Annotated in this window: 21 protein-coding genes; 3 read left to right on the plus strand and 18 right to left on the minus strand. The window is 59.9% G+C overall.

Annotation, left to right across the window (positions count from 1 at the left end; all coding sequences use genetic code 11):
- Nucleotides 1–55: 55 nt before the first annotated feature.
- The 12 genes from gspD to CKW23_RS12945 all read right to left on the minus strand — a co-directional run bounded on the left by gspD (nucleotide 56) and on the right by CKW23_RS12945 (nucleotide 10,380).
- Nucleotides 56–2,356 carry a type II secretion system secretin GspD gene (gene gspD / locus CKW23_RS12890; RefSeq protein ID WP_095067680.1) on the minus strand — a complete coding sequence of 767 codons (2,301 nt, stop codon included), beginning with the start codon at nucleotides 2,354–2,356 and terminating at the stop codon, nucleotides 56–58.
- Nucleotides 2,356–2,886, minus strand: a complete 531-nt coding sequence (locus CKW23_RS12895) for a general secretion pathway protein GspN (RefSeq protein ID WP_095067681.1) — start codon at nucleotides 2,884–2,886, stop codon at nucleotides 2,356–2,358. Before CKW23_RS12895 ends, gspD begins: the two co-directional genes overlap by 1 nt.
- The gene (gene gspM, locus CKW23_RS12900) at nucleotides 2,883–3,494 is read right to left on the minus strand and encodes a type II secretion system protein GspM (protein WP_025259592.1); all 612 of its coding nucleotides are present in this window, start codon (nucleotides 3,492–3,494) and stop codon (nucleotides 2,883–2,885) included. The genes CKW23_RS12895 and gspM overlap by 4 nt, the downstream gene beginning before the upstream one ends.
- Nucleotides 3,469–4,524, minus strand: coding sequence for a type II secretion system protein GspL (locus tag CKW23_RS12905; protein ID WP_025259591.1), 1,056 nt, complete (start codon nucleotides 4,522–4,524; stop codon nucleotides 3,469–3,471). The genes gspM and CKW23_RS12905 overlap by 26 nt, the downstream gene beginning before the upstream one ends.
- On the minus strand, nucleotides 4,521–5,255 hold the full coding sequence (locus CKW23_RS12910; protein ID WP_025259590.1) for a hypothetical protein: 735 nt from the start codon (nucleotides 5,253–5,255) through the stop codon (nucleotides 4,521–4,523). Before CKW23_RS12910 ends, CKW23_RS12905 begins: the two co-directional genes overlap by 4 nt.
- Nucleotides 5,252–5,884, minus strand: a complete 633-nt coding sequence (locus CKW23_RS12915; protein ID WP_095067682.1) for a prepilin-type N-terminal cleavage/methylation domain-containing protein — start codon at nucleotides 5,882–5,884, stop codon at nucleotides 5,252–5,254. The genes CKW23_RS12910 and CKW23_RS12915 overlap by 4 nt, the downstream gene beginning before the upstream one ends.
- Nucleotides 5,881–6,252: a type II secretion system protein gene (locus CKW23_RS12920; protein ID WP_025259588.1), complete on the minus strand. Its 372-nt coding sequence runs from the start codon at nucleotides 6,250–6,252 to the stop codon at nucleotides 5,881–5,883. Before CKW23_RS12920 ends, CKW23_RS12915 begins: the two co-directional genes overlap by 4 nt.
- Nucleotides 6,249–6,686 (minus strand): GspH/FimT family pseudopilin, encoded by a 438-nt coding sequence (locus CKW23_RS12925; RefSeq protein WP_025259587.1) that lies wholly within the window; start codon nucleotides 6,684–6,686, stop codon nucleotides 6,249–6,251. The genes CKW23_RS12920 and CKW23_RS12925 overlap by 4 nt, the downstream gene beginning before the upstream one ends.
- Nucleotides 6,687–6,695: 9 nt before the next feature.
- The gene (gene gspG, locus CKW23_RS12930; RefSeq protein WP_025259586.1) at nucleotides 6,696–7,127 is read right to left on the minus strand and encodes a type II secretion system major pseudopilin GspG; all 432 of its coding nucleotides are present in this window, start codon (nucleotides 7,125–7,127) and stop codon (nucleotides 6,696–6,698) included.
- A gap of 24 nt (nucleotides 7,128–7,151) precedes the next feature.
- Nucleotides 7,152–8,354, minus strand: coding sequence for a type II secretion system inner membrane protein GspF (gene gspF, locus CKW23_RS12935; protein ID WP_025259585.1), 1,203 nt, complete (start codon nucleotides 8,352–8,354; stop codon nucleotides 7,152–7,154).
- Nucleotides 8,351–10,075: a type II secretion system ATPase GspE gene (gene gspE, locus CKW23_RS12940; RefSeq protein WP_177434639.1), complete on the minus strand. Its 1,725-nt coding sequence runs from the start codon at nucleotides 10,073–10,075 to the stop codon at nucleotides 8,351–8,353. Before gspE ends, gspF begins: the two co-directional genes overlap by 4 nt.
- 86 nt (nucleotides 10,076–10,161) lie before the next feature.
- Nucleotides 10,162–10,380, minus strand: coding sequence for a hypothetical protein (locus CKW23_RS12945; protein WP_025259583.1), 219 nt, complete (start codon nucleotides 10,378–10,380; stop codon nucleotides 10,162–10,164).
- A 492-nt stretch (nucleotides 10,381–10,872) separates the two neighbouring features.
- On the opposite strand from CKW23_RS12945, the gene CKW23_RS12950 reads away from it, so the two are divergent.
- Nucleotides 10,873–13,614, plus strand: a complete 2,742-nt coding sequence (locus CKW23_RS12950) for a glycoside hydrolase family 3 protein (protein ID WP_025259582.1) — start codon at nucleotides 10,873–10,875, stop codon at nucleotides 13,612–13,614.
- Between the two features lie 122 nt (nucleotides 13,615–13,736).
- On the opposite strand, the gene CKW23_RS12955 is transcribed toward CKW23_RS12950, so the two are convergent.
- The 6 genes from CKW23_RS12955 to CKW23_RS12980 form a co-directional block, all read right to left on the minus strand.
- Nucleotides 13,737–14,381 (minus strand): TetR/AcrR family transcriptional regulator, encoded by a 645-nt coding sequence (locus tag CKW23_RS12955; protein WP_025259581.1) that lies wholly within the window; start codon nucleotides 14,379–14,381, stop codon nucleotides 13,737–13,739.
- Nucleotides 14,382–14,461: 80 nt separating this feature from the next.
- Nucleotides 14,462–15,256, minus strand: a complete 795-nt coding sequence (locus tag CKW23_RS12960; RefSeq protein WP_095067684.1) for an ABC transporter ATP-binding protein — start codon at nucleotides 15,254–15,256, stop codon at nucleotides 14,462–14,464.
- Nucleotides 15,250–16,248: an ABC transporter permease gene (locus CKW23_RS12965; RefSeq protein ID WP_095067685.1), complete on the minus strand. Its 999-nt coding sequence runs from the start codon at nucleotides 16,246–16,248 to the stop codon at nucleotides 15,250–15,252. Before CKW23_RS12965 ends, CKW23_RS12960 begins: the two co-directional genes overlap by 7 nt.
- On the minus strand, nucleotides 16,235–17,308 hold the full coding sequence (locus CKW23_RS12970) for an ABC transporter substrate-binding protein (protein WP_095067686.1): 1,074 nt from the start codon (nucleotides 17,306–17,308) through the stop codon (nucleotides 16,235–16,237). The genes CKW23_RS12965 and CKW23_RS12970 overlap by 14 nt, the downstream gene beginning before the upstream one ends.
- 153 nt (nucleotides 17,309–17,461) lie before the next feature.
- Entirely contained in the window at nucleotides 17,462–18,628 is a 1,167-nt protein-coding gene (locus CKW23_RS12975) for an MFS transporter (protein ID WP_095067687.1), read from the minus strand.
- 6 nt (nucleotides 18,629–18,634) lie between these two features.
- The gene (locus CKW23_RS12980; RefSeq protein WP_095067688.1) at nucleotides 18,635–19,174 is read right to left on the minus strand and encodes a GNAT family N-acetyltransferase; all 540 of its coding nucleotides are present in this window, start codon (nucleotides 19,172–19,174) and stop codon (nucleotides 18,635–18,637) included.
- Between the two features lie 106 nt (nucleotides 19,175–19,280).
- Between CKW23_RS12980 and CKW23_RS12985 the strand changes: the two genes are divergently transcribed.
- Complete coding sequence (locus tag CKW23_RS12985; protein WP_095067689.1) at nucleotides 19,281–20,159, plus strand: LysR family transcriptional regulator; 879 nt, start codon at nucleotides 19,281–19,283, stop codon at nucleotides 20,157–20,159.
- 159 nt (nucleotides 20,160–20,318) lie between these two features.
- Nucleotides 20,319–21,902, plus strand: coding sequence for an aldehyde dehydrogenase (NADP(+)) (locus tag CKW23_RS12990; protein WP_025259574.1), 1,584 nt, complete (start codon nucleotides 20,319–20,321; stop codon nucleotides 21,900–21,902).
- The last annotated feature ends 9 nt before the right edge of the window (nucleotides 21,903–21,911 follow it).

Here is a 21,911-nt window from a genome sequence, read left to right on the forward strand (position 1 = left end):
GCACTGCCTGCCAGCGGCAGTGCCGTGAGTGGGCGTCGAGCCTCATGATAGCTGCTTAGTTCTGCATGCTGGTGCGTGAGACTTCTGGTTTGAGCAATTGCATCTGTTGGCGATAGTCATCGGTGACCTGACGCGCCTGACTGCCGCTGGTGATGACCCGTGGCGTAATCAGCACGATCAGCTCGGTACGGTCCTTGGATTTGCTGGTCGCGCCGAACAACCAGCGCAAGCCCGGAATGCGCCCCAGATACGGCACAGAACTCACGGTTTCGGCATTGTCCTGCTTGATCAAACCACCCAGCAACACGGTCTGGCCGCTTTGCGCCGCCACTTGAGTGGCCACCGAGCGAGTGGAAATACGCGGGTTGCCGTTGTCATCGGTAACGCCGGAGGTGTCGGCATCGCTGACCTGTTGCTGGATGTCCATGTACACCAGGCCACCCGGATTGATGCGTGGCACCACATCCAGAATCACACCGGTCTGCACGTATTCGACACTGCTCAATGTCGTGTCGGAGGTGTTGGTATTGACCGTGGTCTGGCTGATGGGGATGTTGTCGCCCACTTGAATCTGCGCTTGCTGGTTGTTCATGACCACCAGCGACGGAGCCGACAGCACCTGGGTGCGGCCATTGGTTTCCAGTGCGCGCAACGCGACCTGCAGGTTGCTGCTGACAAAGGAGTAGAACAACGAATCCGTCGCGCCCAGCCCTGCGCCGCCGGAACCCAGTGCGCCCTGACTGCCGGCGGTGTCGGCTACCGTGGTGCTTGTGGAGTTGCCCGCCAGCCGGCCCAGATACCACTGCACGCCCATGTCCAGTTCGCCGGTGAGTTTGACTTCCAGAATCCGGGTTTCGATCTGCACTTGAAGTGGCGGATTGTCGAGGCGCTTGATAGCCGATTCGATTTCCTTCCATTGCGCCGGGCGTGTACGGACCAGCAACTGGTTGCTGCTCTTTTGCGCAGTGATCCGGGTGCTGGAATCCAGACTCTTGCTGGCGTTCGAACCCTGGGCGCTGTCAGCAGAATCGCTGCCCTGATCTTCTTCCTGCGCCTCGCTGTCGTCGGCATTCTGGTTATTCATGCCACCGTTGTTGTTCATGCCACGGTTATTGCCGAACCCGCCACTGTTGCCCAGACCGCCGGAACTGCCGTTGAAGCCGGAACTGGAACCGAAGCCACCACTGGAGTTGGGCGACGACAGCGTGGCCGTGCGCAACCCCGGCGCGACCCTGGCCGGGGAGTCATCCTTGATGGCAGCAGTGCCGTAGATCTGGCGCAGGTATTTGGCCAGGTCGGTGGCCTTCATGTTGCGCACGTCATAGACGTACATCTGCGGCTCGTTGCCGCCACCTTCGTCGATGGTATGAATCCACTGGCCGACTTCGCTCAGGTATTCGGGCTGGGAGGAAATCGCCACCACCGAATTGGTCCGCTCGATGGGCAAAAAGCGCACCATGCCAGCCAGTGGCATGCCGCTTTTGGGGCCGAATATCTTTTGCAACTCGGGCATCAGTTCGCTGACCGAGGCACGCTGCAAGCCGAAAACACCGACCGACATACCCTTGAGCCAATCCACATCGAAAGTGTCGATGGTGTCCTGATAGTTGGCCAGTTCATCGGGCGTACCCGCCATGCTCAGGACATTGCGGGCCGGATCGACCAGCAGGAAGGCGTTTTCACGGGCAAAGGGCTTGAGCAGCTTCTGCATTTCCGTGGCCGAGATGTAGCGCAGCGGGAACAACCGAGCCGACATGCCCGCTGCGGGTTGCGCCACCGGCATTTCCGGCACCAGCTTGCCCGCCACCGCCTGACTGGACGGCAGGATCACGTAACGGTCGCCCTGGCGAATCATCGCGTTGTCCGTCCAGGACAGCAGCGTTTCCAGAATCGACAATGCTTGCTGCTTGTTCACCGGTTTGGAGGTGGAGAAGCTCACATCGCCCTTCACGCCCTGGGCAATGCTGTAGTTCTCATGCAGCAGGTCACCCATGATGCTGTTGATCACTGCCTGGATAGGCTGATTGGTGAAGTTGAAGACGATATCGCCGGTCTCGGCCTGAGCGGCAGGCGAAGCCGCAGGGGTGCGGACAAAGCGCTGATTGCCTTTGATGATCTGCCGTTGCGGCGAAATGGCCGAGGGTTGTGGCTGGGTGTCGACAGGCGCCTGCTCGGTACGAGGATCTACCGGCGGACGTTGTGAACCCGTGCCTTGCAGCGCTTCCTGCAGCATGCCGTTGTCGGGGTCAAGAGTGTCGGGCGCAGTCGCGCAGCCGCCAAGAGCGACGGCAGTGGCCAGACAAAGCAAGGGTGTGCGCAAGGTAGCGATGGCAGGAACTCCTGAAAAGGTACCCATCACGGGGCTGAATCGTTGGTTAAGGTAATTGGTGGCGTGTTCGAGGGCGGCGGCAGACGCGGTGCGGGCAAGCGCAAGGCTTGCGTGCGGCCATCGAAACTGAATGTGGCTTGCATCGGCTCGACACTGTCCAGCGTCCAGCCATTGGCCAGGCGCTGGCCTTGTTTGATTTTCAAGGGCGGACCATCGTTTTGCTTGAGCAGTGCAACCTTCAGGGAACCGTCGATGATGACGCCACTCAGGGTCATGCCCGACAGGCTGGTGGCCTGCACATTGGCTTGCTCCACCGCACGATCAGGGCTGCGATCAGGGCTGAACAGCGGGGTTTTCCAGGTATTGGACAGGCTGTCCAGACTCGCTTCGGGGGCACGCTGGGCTTGTGCCGAATGGTTGACCGGGTTGCGCGGCGCCTCTTCGGGCAGCCAGTCCGGTGAGTGGGCCGCGCCACTGAGCACCAGAGCAACAAGCACTGCCAGCAGTGTTGCCAGCCCCAGCAATGCCCACTCCAGAGGACGCAATAGAGTCTTCATTGCTCGCCCTCCCCAGCCAATGCAGGTTGCAGGTAGCCACGCACCAGCAGATGCACCACCAGCTTGCCCGCACCACCCGTTGCCGGAGCATTGGCATCGCGGCGCATGCTCATTTCATCGACGAACAGAAACGGTCGCTGATATTCCAGCGCATGCAGGATGGCCGTAAGCGGCTCAATGGCGCAGTTCAACGTCAGGCTGACCTTGACCTGCCGATAAGGCTCGGCACTGTCCTGCTCGGGAGTGATCGGCATGCGCTGGGTCAAGGCGCAGCCACCGCCGGTTGTGGCGTGACTGTTGATCAGGTCGGCAATGCGCTGCATCAGGTCGGCGGCCACGGCACTGGGGTCCTGACCCGGCAACAGACTGGTGCTGCTGGCCGGATCGTTACGGGCCTGTTCCAGTTGCTGGCGCAGGGAGTCGCCCTGTTGCAGCAAGCCGGCATAACGCTGTTGCTGTTCGCGCAGTTGCTCGGTCTGTTCGCTGATCTCACGCAACGGGCCGGCAAACCAGCTGTCGATCAACAACCAGTAGGCCAGATAAAGCACCAGCGCCAGAACGATCAGGGCCGCGCCCCGACGCTCACGGCTTGTCAGTGGACGGCGCATCGGCGTTCTCCTGATGCAGATGGGCACGCAGGGAATACTGATCCTTGCCGGTCCGGCTATCGGGCTGGATCACGCCCTGAAACTGCGCGTTATCCAGGCTGTGGCAATTCTTGGCCCGGGCAATGAGGGCGCTGGCCTTGGCGCTCTGGCCAGAAAAGGAGATTTCGGCGCTGTCGCTGATTTCCAGACTTTCGATCCAGGTGTCCGAAGGCAGGCAGGCGGTCAACTCGCTGAGCAATGCCGACAACGGCGTTTGAGCCGCCTTGCGACGTATCAGGTAATTGGCCGCACCCCGGGTATTGGTCAATTGCTGGCGCAGCTTCTGGACTTCGGCAACCTGAGCCTTTTGCACCTGTACGCTGGCCTGCATCTCGTCCAGCAAACGCTGTCGGTCGTTGAGCCAGAGCAACATCAGGCCAAGCAACAAGGCACCACAGGTCCACAGCAGCCAGCGCTGCACACGATGACCGGAGCGAACCTGATTAGAGCGCAACGGAGTCGGCAGCAGATCAATGCCCATGCGCTGTGTGACAGACCCCACATCCACGGCATCGGGTTGCAGCCCCTGGGCAGCGCACTCGGCAAGAATATGATCCAGACGCTCACGCAGAATGGCCACCAGCGTGACCTGAATGAAACTGGCACTGCGGCTTTCCTGTCGTGCGACAAAGTACAGTTGTCCGGCATCGAACGGGGTAAAGCGGTCCAGCTCGTAACCCACCACCGTGGATAGATTACGGGCCGCTGCAGAGGGCAATTGCAGGGTCTGCACCAACACATCGGCTGGCGAAAGCAGCAGGATCCGGCGCGCATCGGCAGATGCTTTGGGCATGTGCGATGGCAGCGGCCATGAGTAGACCTGCTCGACGGTTTCCTGGACCAGCCATTGGCGCACACGAACCGGCAGGCAAGCCTGTAGCTCCGCCAGCCATAACTGCCAGCCCCGCTGTGCCAGACTTCCACGCCACTGCTGGGCAACCCGGTCGCGCAACGCGAAGACAGGCGCCAGACGTGCTGATAATGAATTCATTCTTGCCAACGCAGCACCTTGTAAGGTTGTGCGTTTTCCCCCGCTGGACTCAATAAAACCGTGATTTGTAAATGGGCGGACGTACCACCCGGTCGTTGTGCCTGGCTGTCGATGAACAGAACTTCGCCGGGATCGGCCCCCACGGCGCTCTGGTTCGGCAGGTTCAGACTGCGGCGTATCAAAGCTGTTGCAAATGCTGGATCAGGCCGCTCCAGACCACTCCAAAGCGTGACTTCCGGCACCAGGCAGACATACAGCGCCTGATTCATGCCCGGCAGTTGGCGGATCTCTTCGATCACCCGCAACGGCGGCTGCCCACCGCTGCGTTGCGCCTCAAGAAACTGCGCGATGCCACTTGCCTGGTTTTTCGCAGCACCACAGGCCTGCAAGAGCCTGGAAATATCTGCAACCGGCGCACTGTTGAGGTCCAGCTTGCCCAACTCGCTGCGCACACTGACGAGCAATTGAGTGTCATCGAACTTCAAGGCAACCGGACGTCCATCCGCTATCCAGACCTTGCGCTGCGCCGGATCGAGCAGACCTTGTATCGCCATGTTCATGCCCGCTTCGGCCGCCAGAATCGCCTGGGTGTTCTGCCGCAGCCAAAGCGCCTGGCGACTTTCCAGTTGCACCCAGCCGGCCAGCCCGCCGAGCAAGAGGCTCAGCAGGGCCAGCACCCAGAGCACCACCAATAGTGCAACGCCCTGCTGATGCGGGTAAAAACGCTTCATTGGCCCCCTGCTCCACCGGACAGGTCCAGACGCAAGGCAACCACTTCACTGACCCAGGGCACCGGCCCGTTCAACTTCATATCGACGCGTACGGCACTGGGCAGGCGGCTTGGCCATGGCCAGTCGGCCAGCCATCCGGTCGGCTTGCCCTTGGGCGAGAAACCGCGATAACTGAACGTCAGCGTCTGCACATTATTCAGCAGGACCTGAGGCTCGCCCCATGGCTGCACAATCGTGCCTCCAGGACCCGACCTGATCTGCTCGAACGCCACTTGCAGGTCGCGCTGCCCTTCTGGCCCGCTCAATTGCAGGGTATGACGCTGAATACCCCCACCCAGTTCACCAGGCAGGGTCGCAACGAATTGCAATTGCTGGGCCGAACCCTCGAAAAACCCGTTGCTGACACTATCGTCCTCGGATGTGTCCAGCGGCAATGCCTGGCCAATCGAACTGCGCAGGAATGCCTGCGTCGCCCGCACTTCATCAAGGCTTTGCGTATAGCGCTCGGCCTTCAATACCGCGCGATTGGCACCCAGCAACGCACCTGCAATCAACACCAGCAAGATGCCCAGAAGACTGAGCACCAGCATGATTTCCAGCAGCGTGAAACCACGCTGAGACGTTTTCAAAATCCCGCTCCGGCTGACACACCGCGCAGCTTCAAGGTACTGAACTGCGCTCGACGCTGATCTTCCTGAAGCGTCAGGTCAAGACGAAACAGACGTGACTGGGTACCACGGCCCGGCATCTGGCGAATACTCAGGGTCCAGTCGATACCGGCCAATGCGCCCTGTCGCGTGCCGTTTGCCAGCGGGCCGGCGCTTTCCTGATCCATAATCGTGCGCGCAGCATGACTGAGCCTGTCACTGTGGGACACCTGCTGCAATGAGCGGGCACTCTGCCCGAACGCCACCAGCAGCACACTGCTGCACAACGCCATGACGGTCAGGGCCGCCAGCATTTCCAGCAGCGTAAAACCTGACTGCGAGGTGTTCATCGGAGTGTTCGGACCTGAACGCTGCCGGTCAGCCAGCCGATATCGATCCGCCAGCGACGGTCACCATTGACCAGCGTGAGGTTGCCGCCACTGGAACCGCCATCAGGGTAAAACTCCACCGCAGATCCCAGATCGGCGGCCGTCTGCATGTTCACCTGCAAGTTTTCCGGCCAGTGCTGCACACGCTTGCCCGGGGCCTTGAATGTCATCTTGCGCAGGTCGAACACGGTGCGGGCCGGCTGTCCGGTGACAATCGCCCGAACCCGAGTCGCCCGAAGCGCTTCGACCATGTCGCCCACGGCACGACGCTCGCTGGCAGCACTCAGACCCTGTTGCAAACCGAAACCCACCAGACCTACGGCGATGCTCATCAACACCAGCACCACCAGCATTTCCATCAGGGTGAAACCGCGGTTCGCGACAGGAGAATTCATGACGCCTCCTTACTCCCAGTTGCCCAGATCGGCGCTGTAGCCTTCACCACCCGGCTGACCGTCCTGACCATAGAAAATCAGATCGAAGCTGCCATGCTGACCCGGAAAGCGGTAGCCGAACGCATGGCCGAACGGATCCTTGAGATCCGAAGGCTTGGCGTAAGGACCGTTCCAGCCCGAAGAGTTGCCTGGCTTTTCCACCAGTTGCTGCAAGGTCTTGGGCGGCGAGCCGACATCCAGTGCATAGCTTTCAATCTTCATGCCCAGGCTGGCCAGTTGCGCCTTGCCTGCACCGTATTTGCCCTTGTCGACGTTACCGCCCACCTGACGCACGACAATGGTCGCCACGATACCCAGCAGAACAATCACGGCAAGCATTTCCAGCAGGGTAAAACCGCCCTGTCGGCGTCCGGGTTTGAAGCGCGTACGATTAAGATTCATCGGGGTCATTCCTCATTCATGAATTCAGATATTGCTGGTCAGGCTCATCAGCGGCAGCATGATTGCCAGCATGATCACCGCGACCATGCCTGCCATGACTACCGTCAGCGCAGGCACCAGCGCCGCGAGCATGCGGTCGATACCGCGCTTGGCTTCCACGTCGAAGACATCGGCGACCTTGAGCAACATGCTGTCCAGTTCGCCAGCCTGTTCGCCGACCTCGATCATCTGCAATGCCAGATCGGGCAATAGCGGTTGGGCACCAAAGGCACTGGCCAGTGTGCCGCCGCCCTTGACCGACTCTGCAGCCTGTTCCACCTGCACCTGCAAGGCCCGGTTGGTGCAGACCTGTCGGGCGATGACCAGCGCCTGCAATAACGCCACGCCATTACTGAGCAAGGTACCCAAGGTGCGAGTCAGGCGTGCAGCTTCGACTCGCTGCAACAGCGGGCCGATAACCCGGATACCCAGCAAGCGACGGTCACGGCGTTCGCGGCGCTGGGGGTCGCGCAGGCGCACGGCCATGGTCCAGGCCAACACAATCAGCCCGGCAAACAGCGCCAGACCGTAATCCCCCAGAAACTGGCCAAGACCGAGAATGACCTCGGTAATCAGCGGGATCGGCACGCCCAGGTCCTTGAAGATAGGCACGAATTGCGGCACCACATAAGCCAGCAGCAAAGCCAGGGAGCCCAGCACGCCGACCACCAGAAACGCCGGATAGATCAGCGCATTGATGACTTCGCCGCGCAGCAACTGGCTGCGTTCCAGATAATCGCTCAACTGACGCAGGGTGCTTTCCAGCGCACCGCCAGCCTCACCGGCGCGCACCATGCTGATGTACAGCGGCGAGAACTGGCTGCCCTCTTCTTCCAGAGCAACAGACAGCGGTTTACCGGCCTTGACCTGTTCGCGAATCCGCTCGATCAAGGCTCGGGTCTGCGGCTGGCCGGGCTGTTTGAGCAGAATTCCCAGAGATCGTTCCAGAGGCTGGCCAGCACCCAGTAGCGTCGCCAGTTGCTGGGTAAAACTCACCAGGGCCGCGCCACTCAACAGCCCACGCCCAAAGGCGCGGCTCAAACCGCCCAGGCCGGCGCTTTCTATATGCAACACCATCAGGCCACGCTTTTGCAGGGCTGCCACGGCTGCTTCCTGATCCCTGGCTTCCAGTGCACCGTTCTGCACGGCACCCGAAGCATCCAGAGCACGAAACTTGAACAGGCTCATGAGCCGTCACCACGGGTGACACGCAGTACCTCCTCCAGCGAGGTCACACCCGCAACGGCCTGACGCAGACCTTCTTCATGGAGGGTACGCAAACCACCCCGTCTGGCAGCTTCCTCCAGGGTCGCGGCATCGGCATGACGCATCAGCAGGCTTCGCAACTCTTCATTCATGACCAGCAATTCGGTAATTGCACTGCGCCCGCGATAACCGCCGCCCGGCGCGTCGGCACGGGGTCGATAAAGGCGAATCGGACGCTCGTCGGTGAAGCGCTCAAGCCCGTGCTCGGCGATCAGCTCAGGCGGCGCATCGAAGGCTTCACGGGTAGCAGGGTCCAGACGACGCACAAGTCGCTGGGCCAGAATACCGTTGACCGTGGAAGCGATCAGGTAGCTTTCCACACCCATGTCCAGCAAGCGGGTGATACTCGCTGCCGCGCTGTTGGTGTGCAGGGTCGAAAGCACCAGGTGACCGGTCAGCGAGGACTGGATGGCGATACGGCAGGTTTCCAGGTCGCGCATCTCACCAATCATGATGACGTCCGGGTCCTGACGCACAATCGAGCGCAGCGCTCCGGCAAAATCCAGGCCGATGGCGGGCTTGACCTGAATCTGGTTGATGCCTTCGAGCTGATACTCCACCGGGTCTTCAACGGTGATGATCTTGCGCTCGGCAGTGTTGAGCCGCGACAAGGCGGTATAAAGCGTGGTGGTCTTGCCGGAGCCGGTCGGGCCGGTCACCAGCAGAATTCCGTGGGGACGCTCCAGCACGTCAAGGAAATGCTGCAGACGCTCGCCATCGAAACCCAGGCTCGGGAAATCGAAATCGATGGTCTGGCGATCCAGCAGACGCATGACCACCGACTCGCCAAAACTGGTGGGCACGGTAGAAACCCGCAAATCCAGTTCCTTGCCCTGGATGCGCAACATGATGCGTCCGTCCTGGGGCAAACGGCGTTCAGCGATGTCCAGGCGGGCCATGATCTTGACCCGGGAAATCACGGCTGCCGATGAACTGGAAGGCGGCGCTTCGGCTTCATGCAATACGCCGTCGATGCGATAACGCACCTTGAGCTGGCTCTCGAAGGGTTCGATATGAATGTCAGAGGCACGCTGTTCGACTGCACGCTGCAGGATCAGGTTGACCAGACGAATCACCGGCGCTTCGGAAGCCAGATCCTTGAGATGCTCGATGTCTTCCAGCGAACCGCCGTCTTCATCGAGGTTTTCAATCAGTGTGCCCATGGCCGAACGTCCCTGGCCGTAATAGCGCTCGATCAGGGTTTCGACTTCATTGCGCGGCCCCACAGACAGACTGACCGGCACTTCGCAGGCATAGGCAATGGCCTGGAACGGATACAACACGGCGGGGTTCGCGGCCAGCACCTGCAAACCGTTGTCACTCCACCCCACCGGCACCACTTGATAATGGCGCATGAAGCGCTCGGTCAACGCTGGCAAAGGGTCAAGCAAGGGCGGCGCAGCTTCGGCTATTAATAGCGGGGCATTCAATAAAGCGGCCCAGGCACGGGCCAGCTCGAATTCGGAAACCAGACCCAACCGGGTCAACAGAGCCAGCAGGTCTGTGCCTTCGGACTCCTGCTGCAAACGCTGTGCTCGCTCAAGATCCTGGGTTTTCAGACCGGCATTGCCCATCAGCCAGGCACATACCTGAGTGGCATCGGGAATCAGGAGCTGAGTAGCATCGACGGGTTCTGACTGCATTTTGGAGGAAATCTGTACACATCGGAGGGGCATAGACTACAGCACTCCCCCATAGCGAGGGAGGCCATGCTCAGAAACGTCTTACATCAATCGGACTGTTTCTGAGTAGTCGAACTCTGAGGACGACCGCCTTTGGTCGTTTCGGTGTTCTGCTTGCGAGTAGCCTTGGTGTCCTGGGTCTGGGTCATCACCGTGGAGTCGCTTGCACCGGAAGTCGCATCTGCATCCGTTGCTTCAGCCGCAACTACCGCGCCACTAAGCGCCACACCCAGAACAACACCCGCACCAAAAATCGAGAACTTCATAGCAAATACTCCAACCAACTAAATTCAAGGGTTACATCAAGCAAGGCCAAGAAACCGAATCAGGCCTGACAACTAAGCCTCTGGCCATCAAGCAGCTTTCGACCCCAGAGACAGGGCTCGAAAATTCTTAAACCAATCGACCAGTAGGTTTAACAAGAGTTCAAAAATTGTAAAGAAAAAAGTCAAAAACGAACAAAAAACAACAAAAACACACTTTTATTTGACTTTTAATTGGACTTTTCGTCTTAATTGTTTCGTTTTGTTATTTCAAAGCGCCATCAACTAGTGGCACTCTGAAATCAATCAAGCAAAAAAAATCAAACAATAGTTACATGGTAAAAACATCATAAAACTGCAACACCCGCTTGAAGTTAAAACACTTTGAATCGCGGTGACGGGAAACTGTTGCCCAACGAAAGGTCATGAAGTCAGCGACCCCCGTCGCCCTTCTCACTGCATGACCCCTTATTGAACAAGTTGTTGGAGAGACGCATGAACAAACGGAAAATGATCGGCGCCCAGTCGGCCCTGGCCCTGCTGGCATTGGCTGTATCTCAGGTGCACGCTACCGACGCCGCTCAGCAGGAAGCTCGTGAGGCACGTGCCGAAAAGGCCGCGCAAAAGACCCTGGACAAGATGACCCAGGAAGAAAAACTGGCCTACATCGGTGGTACCGGCGGCTGGGACGTGAAGCCACTGTCCCGCTACGGTATCCCGCAGATTCACGGTGCCGATGGCGGCGTCGGTGTGCGCTACACCAGCGAAGGCAACGATCAGGGCGTGGTCTATCCGTCCGGTCCGAACCTGGCCGCTACCTGGAACCCGCGCCGCGCCATCGACCTGGGCCGTGCCCTGGGTTATGACACCGCCACTGGCGGCTATCAGTTCATCACCGGCCCGGGCATGAACCTGTATCGCATGCCCTATGGCGGCCGTGCGTTTGAATACCTCTCCGGTGAAGATCCGTTCCTGGGCGCCAGCCTGGCACCCGGCGTCATCAACGGCATCCAGGCACGTGGTGTGTGGGCCAACGCCAAGCACTACGCGGCCAACGACCAGGAAAGCAACCGTTTCAACCTGAACCAGCTCATGGATGAGCGCGTACTGCGCGAGATGTCGCTGCCTGCGTTCGAATCGGCGGCCAAGAACGGCAACGTCGCCATGATGATGTGCGCCTTCCAGAAAGTGAACGGCGAGTTCGCCTGTGAAAACGATCTCCTGATCAAGCAGATTCTCAAGAAGGAATGGGGCTTCAAGGGCTTCGTACAGAGCGACTACAACGCTGTCGTCCATGGCCTGAACGCTGCCCAGGCAGGCACCGATCTGGACATGATGGGCTTCCAGATGAACAGCACCAACCTCAAGCCTTATCTGGACAGTGGTGAGCTGAGCGCTGCGACCATCGACGACAAGGTCCGCCGCATCCTGAAGCAGATCTACCTGTACAAGTTCGATACCAAGACGCCTCTGACCACCCACAACATGAACAGCGCTACCAGCAACAAGGTCGCCCTGAACGCCGCCCGTGAAGGCATCGTGCTGCTCAAGAACCAGAACGATCTGCTGCCGCTGGACAAGCAGAAGGTCAAGAAAATCGCCGTGGTCGGCAATCTGGCCAAATATGCACCGCCTACCGGTTTCGGCAGCGCCAACGTGCAGGCAACCCGTTACGTCAGCGAGTTGAGCGGCCTGCAGCAGATCGCACCGAACGCCAAGGTCGAGTTCATCGACGGCCTGTCACTGGACCCGAAAGCCGCACAATGGACCAGCACCAACATCGCTGGCGACGACGTGAAAGGCATGAAGGTCGAGTACTTCAGCAACGCCAACTGGTCTGGCGATGCTGCGGTAACCCGCACTGAAAACCATGTCGATCTGGACTGGGCCAACGACACCGACCTGCCGTTCGACAGCAACACCTCGACTTCCGACCCTTACACCAGCAAAGGCTCTACTTCCGGCTCGCTCAATGGCGATACCTCTTCCACGTCGATTCGCTACACCGGCAAGATCACCCCGACCCAGAGCGGCGAGCAGGTGTTCAAGCTTCGCGCCGACGGTGCCGTGCGCCTGTATGTCAACGGCAAGAAGATCATCGACAACGGCGACGGCAAGCCACTGCCGGGCAACAGCATTCCGCCAACCATTCCTGAATACGCCAAGATCAACCTGGAAGCTGGCAAGAGCTACGACGTGAAGCTCGAATACTCGCGTCGTGCCGGTTACCTGTCGACCATGGGCGGCCTGGTAGGCGTACAGATGAGCTGGGCGGCATTGAACGCACCTCAGGATCTGTCCGGTTACGATGCGGTAGTGGTTGCTGTCGGTAATAGCGCCGAATACGAAGGTGAAGGTTTCGACCACAGCTTCGATCTGCCTGAGTATCAGAACGAACTGATCCAGAGCATCGCCAAGGTCAATCCCAATACCGTGGTGACCATGTACGGCGGGACTGCCCTGAAAATGAGCGACTGGATCGATCAGGTTCCGGTGGCACTGCATGCGTTCTACCCGGGCCAGAACGGTGGTCAGGCGCTGGCCGAAATCCTGTTCGGCAAGGTCAACCCGTCGGGCAAGCTGCCGATCAGTATCGAACGCAATATCGAAGACAACCCGGCCTACGCGTCTTTCCCGAAATTCGACAACGAGAATACGCTCAAGGAAATGGACTACAAGGATGACCTGCTGCTGGGTTATCGCGGTTACGAGAAGAAAGGCATCAAGCCGCTCTACCCGTTCGGCTATGGCCTGTCCTACACCACCTTCGGCTACAGCAATATCAGCGTTACGCCGGGCGTAGCGGTGGGCAATACGCCGATCAAGGTCTCGTTCGACCTGACCAACACCGGCAAGGTCGGTGGTTCGGAAGTCGCGCAGTTGTATGTTGGCCAGCAGAACCCGAAAGTCGAGCGCGCCCTCAAGGAGCTCAAGGGCTACAAGAAGGTGTTCCTCAAGCCGGGTGAAAGCAAGCGCGTGACCATCGAGCTCAACGATCGCTCGCTGGCTTACTACGACGTCAACGCCAAGAAGTGGGTGGTAGATGCCGACACCTTCAACCTGTCGCTGGGCAGTTCGTCTCAGGACATCCGCCTGAACGCCAAGCTGGTCAACCCGTTCCGCCAGGAACTCTCGACCACCACCAGCAACCCGCTGCCACGTTCGGCACTGAACTCGGTGAATGTCAGCAAGCCAGCGGTGAAGACCGGTGGGGTGTTTGATCAGGAAACCGAATAACCGTCAGGGTTCACATCGGCAGGTAACCGTCGCGGGCAAGGCCCCTACCACATGGACTGTGTGGGAGGGGCCTTGCCCGCAATAGTATTTCCAAACGATAAATTCGCTACCTCGATAGTGGCTCAGGGACGCGCCCTTATCGCCTGATCGACCTGCGCAATGTAGGCATCGAAACTGTTCACCAGATCAACCTGCTCCGGGAAGCGCAGCCACTGGATCTGCAGCCCGTCCATCATCGCCAGAATCTGCTGGATCAGCGCTGGCAAATCCACATCTCCGCGCACTTCCCCGCTGTCCACCAACGCCGTGAACTGGGCCAGCAAGCGCTGGTAGATCCGTTGGTAACGTGTCTGGAACCAGTCCCAGGCGGGATGGTTTTCCAGCAGGCTTTCTGCATTGAGAATCGAGAACGCACGAATCACGCCCGGCGCCGTGGCATTGGAGCGGTTGATCGCCCGCAGGCTGCCCAGCAGGCCGGTGAGGTTATTTTCTGCGCGGACTTCATCGGCGATCTTGCGGCTGACTTCATCGCGCCGGTCCAGCACGCCCATCAACAGGGAAACCTTGTTGGGAAAGTGATGCAGCAGGCCTGCAACGGATATGCCGACAATCCCCGCCACCTGGGCCATGGACGCGCCGGTATAGCCTTCCAGGGAGAATACCTGCAAGGCCGCATCGAGCAGTTCTTCGCGGCGCTTTTCGCCTTTGGGCGCACGTCGTTGCCGGATGGCTGGCGACCCCGTGTCCTGTGGGTTGTGCCGGGTCATGGCAGGCTCCTTCTTGTTCAGGCGCGTACCCTACTCACTCAGGCCGCAGGTCGCAATCCCGTGGCGCGACCGACTATCGTCTACCACCGCTCACCCAGCCCAAGCAGACCAAGGATCTGGCGGCGCAGGTCCACAAGATAAGGATCGTCACGATGACGTGGATAAGGACGCTCGATGGTCAGTTGCGCCTTGATACTGGCAGGCCGGTCACTGAAAACGATCACCCGATTGGCCAGCAGCAACGCCTCTTCGACATCGTGGGTCACCAGCAGCGCGGTGTAGCCCTGGCGCTGCCACAGGTCGATCAGCTCCTGCTGCATGGCAATCCGGGTCAGGGAATCAAGCTTGCCCAGCGGCTCGTCGAGAATCAGCAAGCGCGGCTCGTTGACCAAGGCACGTGCCAGCGCCACCCGCTGCGCCATGCCGCCAGACAATTGCCGTGGATAAGCACGATCGAACTGACTGAGCCCGACCTTGGCCAGCGCGGCATCGACCTTGGCCGAATGGGTTTTCAGCAAACCCTGGGCTTGCAGACCCAGCGCCACGTTGTCCCACACCCGACGCCAGGGATAAAGGGTCGGGTCCTGAAAGACCACGACCCGGGAAGGATCCGGGCCGCCGATGGGGACGCCATCGGCCAGCAAGGCACCGGAATCGGCAGGTTCAAGCCCGGCCACCAATCGCAGCAAGGTGGACTTGCCGCACCCGGAAGGCCCGAGCAGTGCAACGAATTCGCCAGGGGCGACATCCAGCGAAACCTTGTCCAGCACCGGCAAACGCTGGCCATCCAGGGCAAAACCATGGCTGAGGTTATCGATACGCAATGCAAGCCCGGCTTGCGGTGAAGGATTTGAAGCCTGAGTTGCCGCTACCATTTCATGGTTCCTTGTTGCCAATCCAGCAGGCGATCACGAACCAGAAACAGCGCCGTGATCAGACCGGAACACGCCAGCGCCATGATCAGCAGCGCAGCATACATATTCGCGTAAGCCGCCCAGCCTTGCGCCCATTGCAGGTACCAGCCGATCCCGGATTTGACGCCCATCATCTCGGCCACCACCAGCGTCGAAAAAGATGCGCCCAGGCCCATGAACAGCCCGACGAACACATGGGGCAAGGCAGCAGGAATCGCCACGTTGAAAATCAGGAAGCCGGGCTTGGCACCCAGCGTACGCGCCACGTCGTAATAAGCCTTGTCGACACTGGCAACCCCCGACCAGGTCAGCACCGTCACCGGAAACCAGGTGGCCAGCGCAATCAGGAACACGCTGGCGCTCCAGCTCGTGGGGAATAGAAAGAAGCACAACGGCAACAGGGCTGTGGAAGGCACCGGACCCAGAATTCGCAGGACCGGATGCAACCAGTAGCCAATGCTGCTCGACCAGCCGATGGCGACCCCGGCGATAAAACCGGTCACGGCTCCCAGCGCCACACCGGTGCCCAGCAACAGAGCCGAATGCAGCAGACTTTCCAGCAAACGCGGCCAGTCTTCGACGTACACATCCAGCAAGGCCTGTGGTGGTGCAAAAAATGGCACAGGCAGCAGACCCAGCTTGGCCGTGAGCACTTCCCAGATACCCAGCAGGATCGGCAATGCAATCAGCCATGGTCCGGCCGTCTGAGCCCGGCGAGCCAATCCGTCAGACCAGCGCCCGGCAATACCGACCAGCAGGATCAACAGTGCAATCACCAGACACAGATTCGCCAGACCTTCGGTCATCGGCCATTTGCGGGTGGCGTTGGGCAGGTACAGGGTCAATGCGGCGACAACGATCCAGGCAAAAACCGCCACCGCGCCCAGCTTCCAGAACCCGAAAGCCTGGCGGGATTCGTCAGTCGCCAGGGTGGAGGCCTCAACTGAAGACATCGGCGGTAATCTCCCTGGAGAATTCAACGGCATCGGTGCTCTGACGAATGACTTCGACGGTTTTCAGGTCCGTGACGTAGGTCTGGATTTCCTGGGTCAATGCCGCGCCGACGGCATGATGGCCGTGTGTATGGTCGTGAAGGATCGCCTGAACCTCTTCCACCGAGGTGTTCAAGGCATGGGCCTGGAAGCCCTTGGCGACCACTTCGGGATTTTTCACGGCGTAATCATGCGCCTCCAGAATCGCCTGAGTCAGGGCCGCCGCCACACGCTTTTCTTCGCGCACCAGCTTGCCGGTTACACCCACCACACAGCAGCTCAGGTTGGCGTACTCCTCCACCAGATTGGTGGACAGCTCACGCGCCTTGCCGGCGTTGATCAGGCGATACATGAACGGGTCGCTGCCGCTGACAGCCTGCACCTCACCCCGCTCCAGCGCGGTACCCAGCAAGTCTGCGGGGTAAAGACGCCAGTCCACATCCCGCACCGGGTCAACGCCATGCTTTTTGAGCAGTACCGAGAAAAAATTGCGGTCAGGGCTGGCCATGTCGGTTACGCCGATGGCCTTGCCCTTAAGGTCTTCGAGCTTGTTGACCGGGCTGTTGACGGCACTGAGCAGGCGCAGGCAGCCGCCATGAGTGCCCGCCGTCAGCTTGACGTCGAAGCCCTGTTCCAGCGCCTTGAGCCAGCGTAGCGCCATGCCGACACCGGCATCAGCCTTGCCGGTGGCAATGGCTTCCAGCAGCACCTCGGTGGAGTTGCCGAAGTTGACCAGTTCCACGTCCAGGTTGTGCTTCTTGAAGAAGCCCTGGCCATGGGCGATGACCACTGGCGCCAGGCAGACCGCGTTGAGGTTGACCGCCAGCTTGAGTGCTCGCGGTTCAGCCAGACGAATGAAATCACCGGTACCGGCAGGCTCGATATCCGGATGACTCAGATGCCCGGCATGCTCATCCACTGCCCAGCCGGAACGCGGCAACGACAGCAGCAAAGGGCTGGCCAGAACGGCACTGGCCCATCCCAGCAAGCGACGACGGGTTAAAGAATCAAAAGCGGCCATGCGAGTCGTTCCTTGAGAATGAAAACGGTGAAGGCCTTCACCGAGAATTTTTAATAACTTTTCTCAAGGTTTCGGCAATTGGTTAAAACCATATCACCGGACAAAACATTCTATAAATTCATTTAATTTCTATATAAATATGCAAATAGTCTATCAAACGACAGACACCTGAGCGTAGCGCCGCAGAACCATCGCCAGGCCCCACACCAGCAGACTGATGGCCAACGAGAGCACTACCAGCCCGCGATCCCCCGACGTTTCACGCACCAGAGCGTAGAACCAGGGTGCGCCCGCCGCACACAGAAAACCCGGCGCCAGCAGCCTGCCCTGCAACTGGGTGTAGCGGGCATGGGCAAAAAGCTCGAACGGCAGGCTGGCACGCAGCAAGGTACACAGGCCGTTCATGGCCCCATAGCCAAAGATGAACAGACAGGCCAGCCAGACTCGTCCCTGGCTCATGAGCGCCATGGCAAAACACAGCGCAAGACCGGCACCCACCCAGACATTCAAGCGCAACGCCGACATGGATTGCCCCAGCAACACCTGCAACAGGCGAGCGCTGGTCTGCCCGATGCCCCACAAGGCCACCAGCCCCAGCGGAACACCGAACCCCGCCAGCATCGCTGGCAAGTGCGCCGACAGACCGGCAGACATGAAGCCGATCAACATCATGCTCAAGGCATAACCAATCTGCGGCAGATAAGGCGTGGCAATGGGCGGCTCGCCGGATTCGACACGCTCTTGTGCAAAACCTGTACGGGCGTCCGGCAGCCCGCTCGCTAACAGCCCGCTGAACAGCGCCAGAGCGGCATACACCCCAAGCGCACTGCGCCAGCCAAAAACGTCCTGCAAGTAATGCCCCAAGGGCCAGAACACCGCTGAAGCCAGGCCACCCAGCAAAGTGATCTGCATCATCAGAGGACGGGCTCTGGCAGCCAGTAATCCGGCCAGCACTGCAAACAGCGCATCGTAAAGGGACAAACGCATCCCGACGCCAAGGATGCACCACGCCATGAAGTACAGCGTCGGGCCATGACACAGCGCCAGAGCACAGCATCCGACCGTATTGAACAAGGCTCCCGTCTGCATCACCTGCCGTGCGCCCAGATGCTGGATCAGACGGGCAACCAGTGGAGAAACCAGCCCCATGACCAGCATCGCCACCGATAATCCGGCAAAAACCCGTTGCCCGCTCCAGCCCAGGTCATCGGCGATGGCGTTGCCAAAAGCGCCCGGCAGGTAAAAGGTCACGCCCCAATTGATCAACTGCGCAACGCCCAGTCGCAACACTGCATGCCGGGGCAAGCCCGAGCCGTTCACCCGGTATCACACAACAGGTTCAGGCAGGCTGAGCGAACCGTCGCCCAAGGCACGCTGCATCAGCACGGTATCGACCCAGCGTCCGTGCTTGAAGCCCACCGACTCGAAGACGCCTACCCGATGAAAACCCAGGCGTTCGTGCAGGCGGATCGACGCGGTATTCTCACTGTTACCGATAATGGCGATCATCTGCCGCCAGCCGCCTTCGACGCAGTGCTCGACCAGTTCTCCGAGCAGCGCCTGGCCGATGCCCAGGCCCCCCATACCACTGCGCACATAAACCGAGTCTTCCACAGTAAACCGGTAGCCCGGACGCGGCCGATAAGGCGTGACATAGCCATAGCCCACTACTTCACCCAGGCGCTCGGCAACCCGATAAGGCAACCCCTTGGCGAGCACTTCGGCGCGCCGACGCCGCATTTCCGCCAGACTCGGCGGCTCCAGCTCAAAGCTGGAAATCCCCTCCAGCACATGTTCGGCATAGATCGCATGGACCATGGGCATATCATCGTCGCGGGCGTCACGCAGGGTCAGGACATCGTTCATCTTGAAGACTCTTTGGCGGGTGCTATTGAATGGGAACAATGATGCAGCGCGGCAATTCATAAACAAAGCTATGATCATTCATCCTCAGCATAAGTAAAACTTTGCCATGCGCCGACTGAACCTCAACCATCTGCACACCTTCTCGCTGGTCATCGTCCACGGCAGCTTCTCGGCGGCAGCCGAACGCCTGAACCTGACCCAACCAGCGGTAAGCCTGCAAGTGCGGCAACTGGAAGAGCACCTGAACCTGCGATTGATCGAGCGAGTGGGCAAGCGCATCAAACCCACCTCGGCAGGCAGCACCTTGCTGGAACATGTCTCGCGAATCGACGCGGTGGTTGAAGACGCCATGCTGGAGCTTGCCAGCCATGCCCATGGCATAGCCGGACAGATTGCCATCGGCACCGGAGCCACCGCCTGCATTCACCTGCTGCCGCCGATACTGCAAGACCTGCGGCGACGCTTCCCCGATCTGGACGTGCGGGTGAGCACTGGCAACACTGACGGTATCCTCAAGGCCGTTGAAGAAAACCGTCTGGACCTGGCTCTGGTTACCCTGCCCGCTTCAGGCCGTAGCCTGGAAGTCACACCGCTGCTGGAAGATGAATTCGTGGCGATTTTCGCCAGCCAGCAAGACCCGCTGCCCGAGGCCTTCACACCCAAGACACTCAGCGATTACCCGCTGGTGGTGTTCGAAGCCGGCAGCAGCACACGCCTGCTCATCAACGAGTGGTACTTGCAGGCGGGCATCCGCATCAAACCGGTGATGGAACTGGGCAGCATCGAAGCCATCAAGGAGATGGTCGCCGCAGGTCTGGGTTACAGCATCGTGCCCCGTATGTCGGTAGCCGCGACCCATCATCGGCGCGGGCTGCAAGTCCACTCGCTGACACCGGGACTGAACCGTACACTGGGCATCGTGTTGCGTCAGGACAAACCGGTGAGCAAGGCATTGCGCAAGGTGCTGGATGCGCTTCGCGGGTAAGCGATTCGTTCCTGCCGCTATCCTGCTTTGGCAGTTGCATATGCTGTCGACCAAGTTGTACGATGACTGCTGACCTCACAGATTCGGCAACCCATAAAGGAGCGCAGGTCCCGCTTTTATCCGGACCTGTCTCCCACGTCAAAACAACAGGAGATACCGATGCCTAACATTCTCGGCCACAACTTCATCGCTGGTGGCCGCAGCGCCCTGGGTCAGATCCAGCAGAAAAGCCTCGACGCCACGACCGGTGAAGAACTGCCGTACAGCTTCTCCCAGGCCACCGATGGCGAAATCGATGCCGCTGCCCTGGCTGCCAAAGAAGCCTTCCCGGAATTCCGTCAACTGAGCCCGGCCCGTCGCGCCGAGTTCCTTGAAGCCATCGCTGACGAGATCGACCAGTTGGGCGATGACTTCGTCGCCATCGTCTGCCAGGAAACCGCTCTGCCTCAAGCGCGTATCCAGGGTGAACGTGGTCGTACCAGCGGTCAGATGCGTCTGTTCGCCAAGGTTCTGCGCCGTGGCGATTACCTCGGTGCCCGCATCGACCTGCCGCTGCCGGACCGAAAGCCTCTGCCACGTGTGGACCTGCGCCAATACCGCATCGGTGTAGGCCCGGTCGCCGTGTTCGGCGCCAGCAACTTCCCGCTGGCCTTCTCCACCGCCGGTGGTGATACCGCTGCTGCGCTGGCAGCCGGTTGCCCGGTGGTCTTCAAGGCTCACAGCGGCCACATGGCCACCGCCGATCTGGTGGGCAGTGCAATTATTCGCGCAGCCGAACGCACCCAGATGCCAAAAGGTGTGTTCAACATGATCTTCGGCAATGGCGTCGGTGAAGGACTGGTCAAGCACCCGGCCATTCAGGCTGTCGGTTTCACAGGTTCTCTGGGCGGCGGTAACGCCCTGAGCAAGATGGCCGCCGAACGTCCGCAACCGATTCCGGTCTTCGCGGAAATGTCGAGCATCAACCCGGTGGTGCTGCTGCCGGAAGCGTTGGCAGCACGCGGCGAAACCGTGGCCAAGGATCTGGCGGCTTCGGTTGTCATGGGTGCTGGCCAGTTCTGCACCAACCCTGGCGTGGTGATCGGTCTGCGCTCTGCAACCTTCTCGGCCTTCCTTGAGCAACTGACCGAGCACATGGGCGGTCAGGCCCCGCAAACCATGCTCAACGCTGGCGGTCTGCGCAGCTACAGCAAAGGTGTCGAGCACTTGCTGTCACATCCGGGCATAACGCATCTGGCAGGCAAGCCGCAGGAAGGCAAGCAGGCTCAGGCACAACTGTTCAAGGCTGATGTCAGCCTGCTGCTCAACGGTGACGAACTGTTGCAGGAAGAAGTTTTCGGCCCGACCACGCTGGTGATCGAAGTCGCTGACGATGCCGAACTGAAGAAAGCGCTGCTGGCCTTGCGTGGTCAGCTCACCGCGACCCTGATCGGCGAGCAGACAGACCTGGCCAAATACAACTGGCTGCTGCCGCTGCTGGAAGAGAAAGTCGGTCGCATTCTGATCAATGGCTACCCGACTGGCGTCGAAGTCTGCGATGCCATGGTCCATGGCGGTCCTTACCCGGCGACTTCCGATGCCCGCGGCACCTCGGTAGGCAGCCTGGCCATCGATCGTTTCCTGCGTCCGATCTGCTATCAGAACCAGGCTGACAGCCTGTTGCCACCTGCCCTGCAGAACGCCAACCCGCTGGGTCTGAAACGACTGGTCAATGGCGAGTGGAGCGACCAGCCTATCGTCTGATCGGTAGCC

Origin of the sequence: Pseudomonas sp. Irchel 3A18, assembly GCF_900187465.1 — a bacterium.
In the GTDB taxonomy this organism is placed as follows: Bacteria; Pseudomonadota; Gammaproteobacteria; order Pseudomonadales; family Pseudomonadaceae; genus Aquipseudomonas; species Aquipseudomonas cichorii.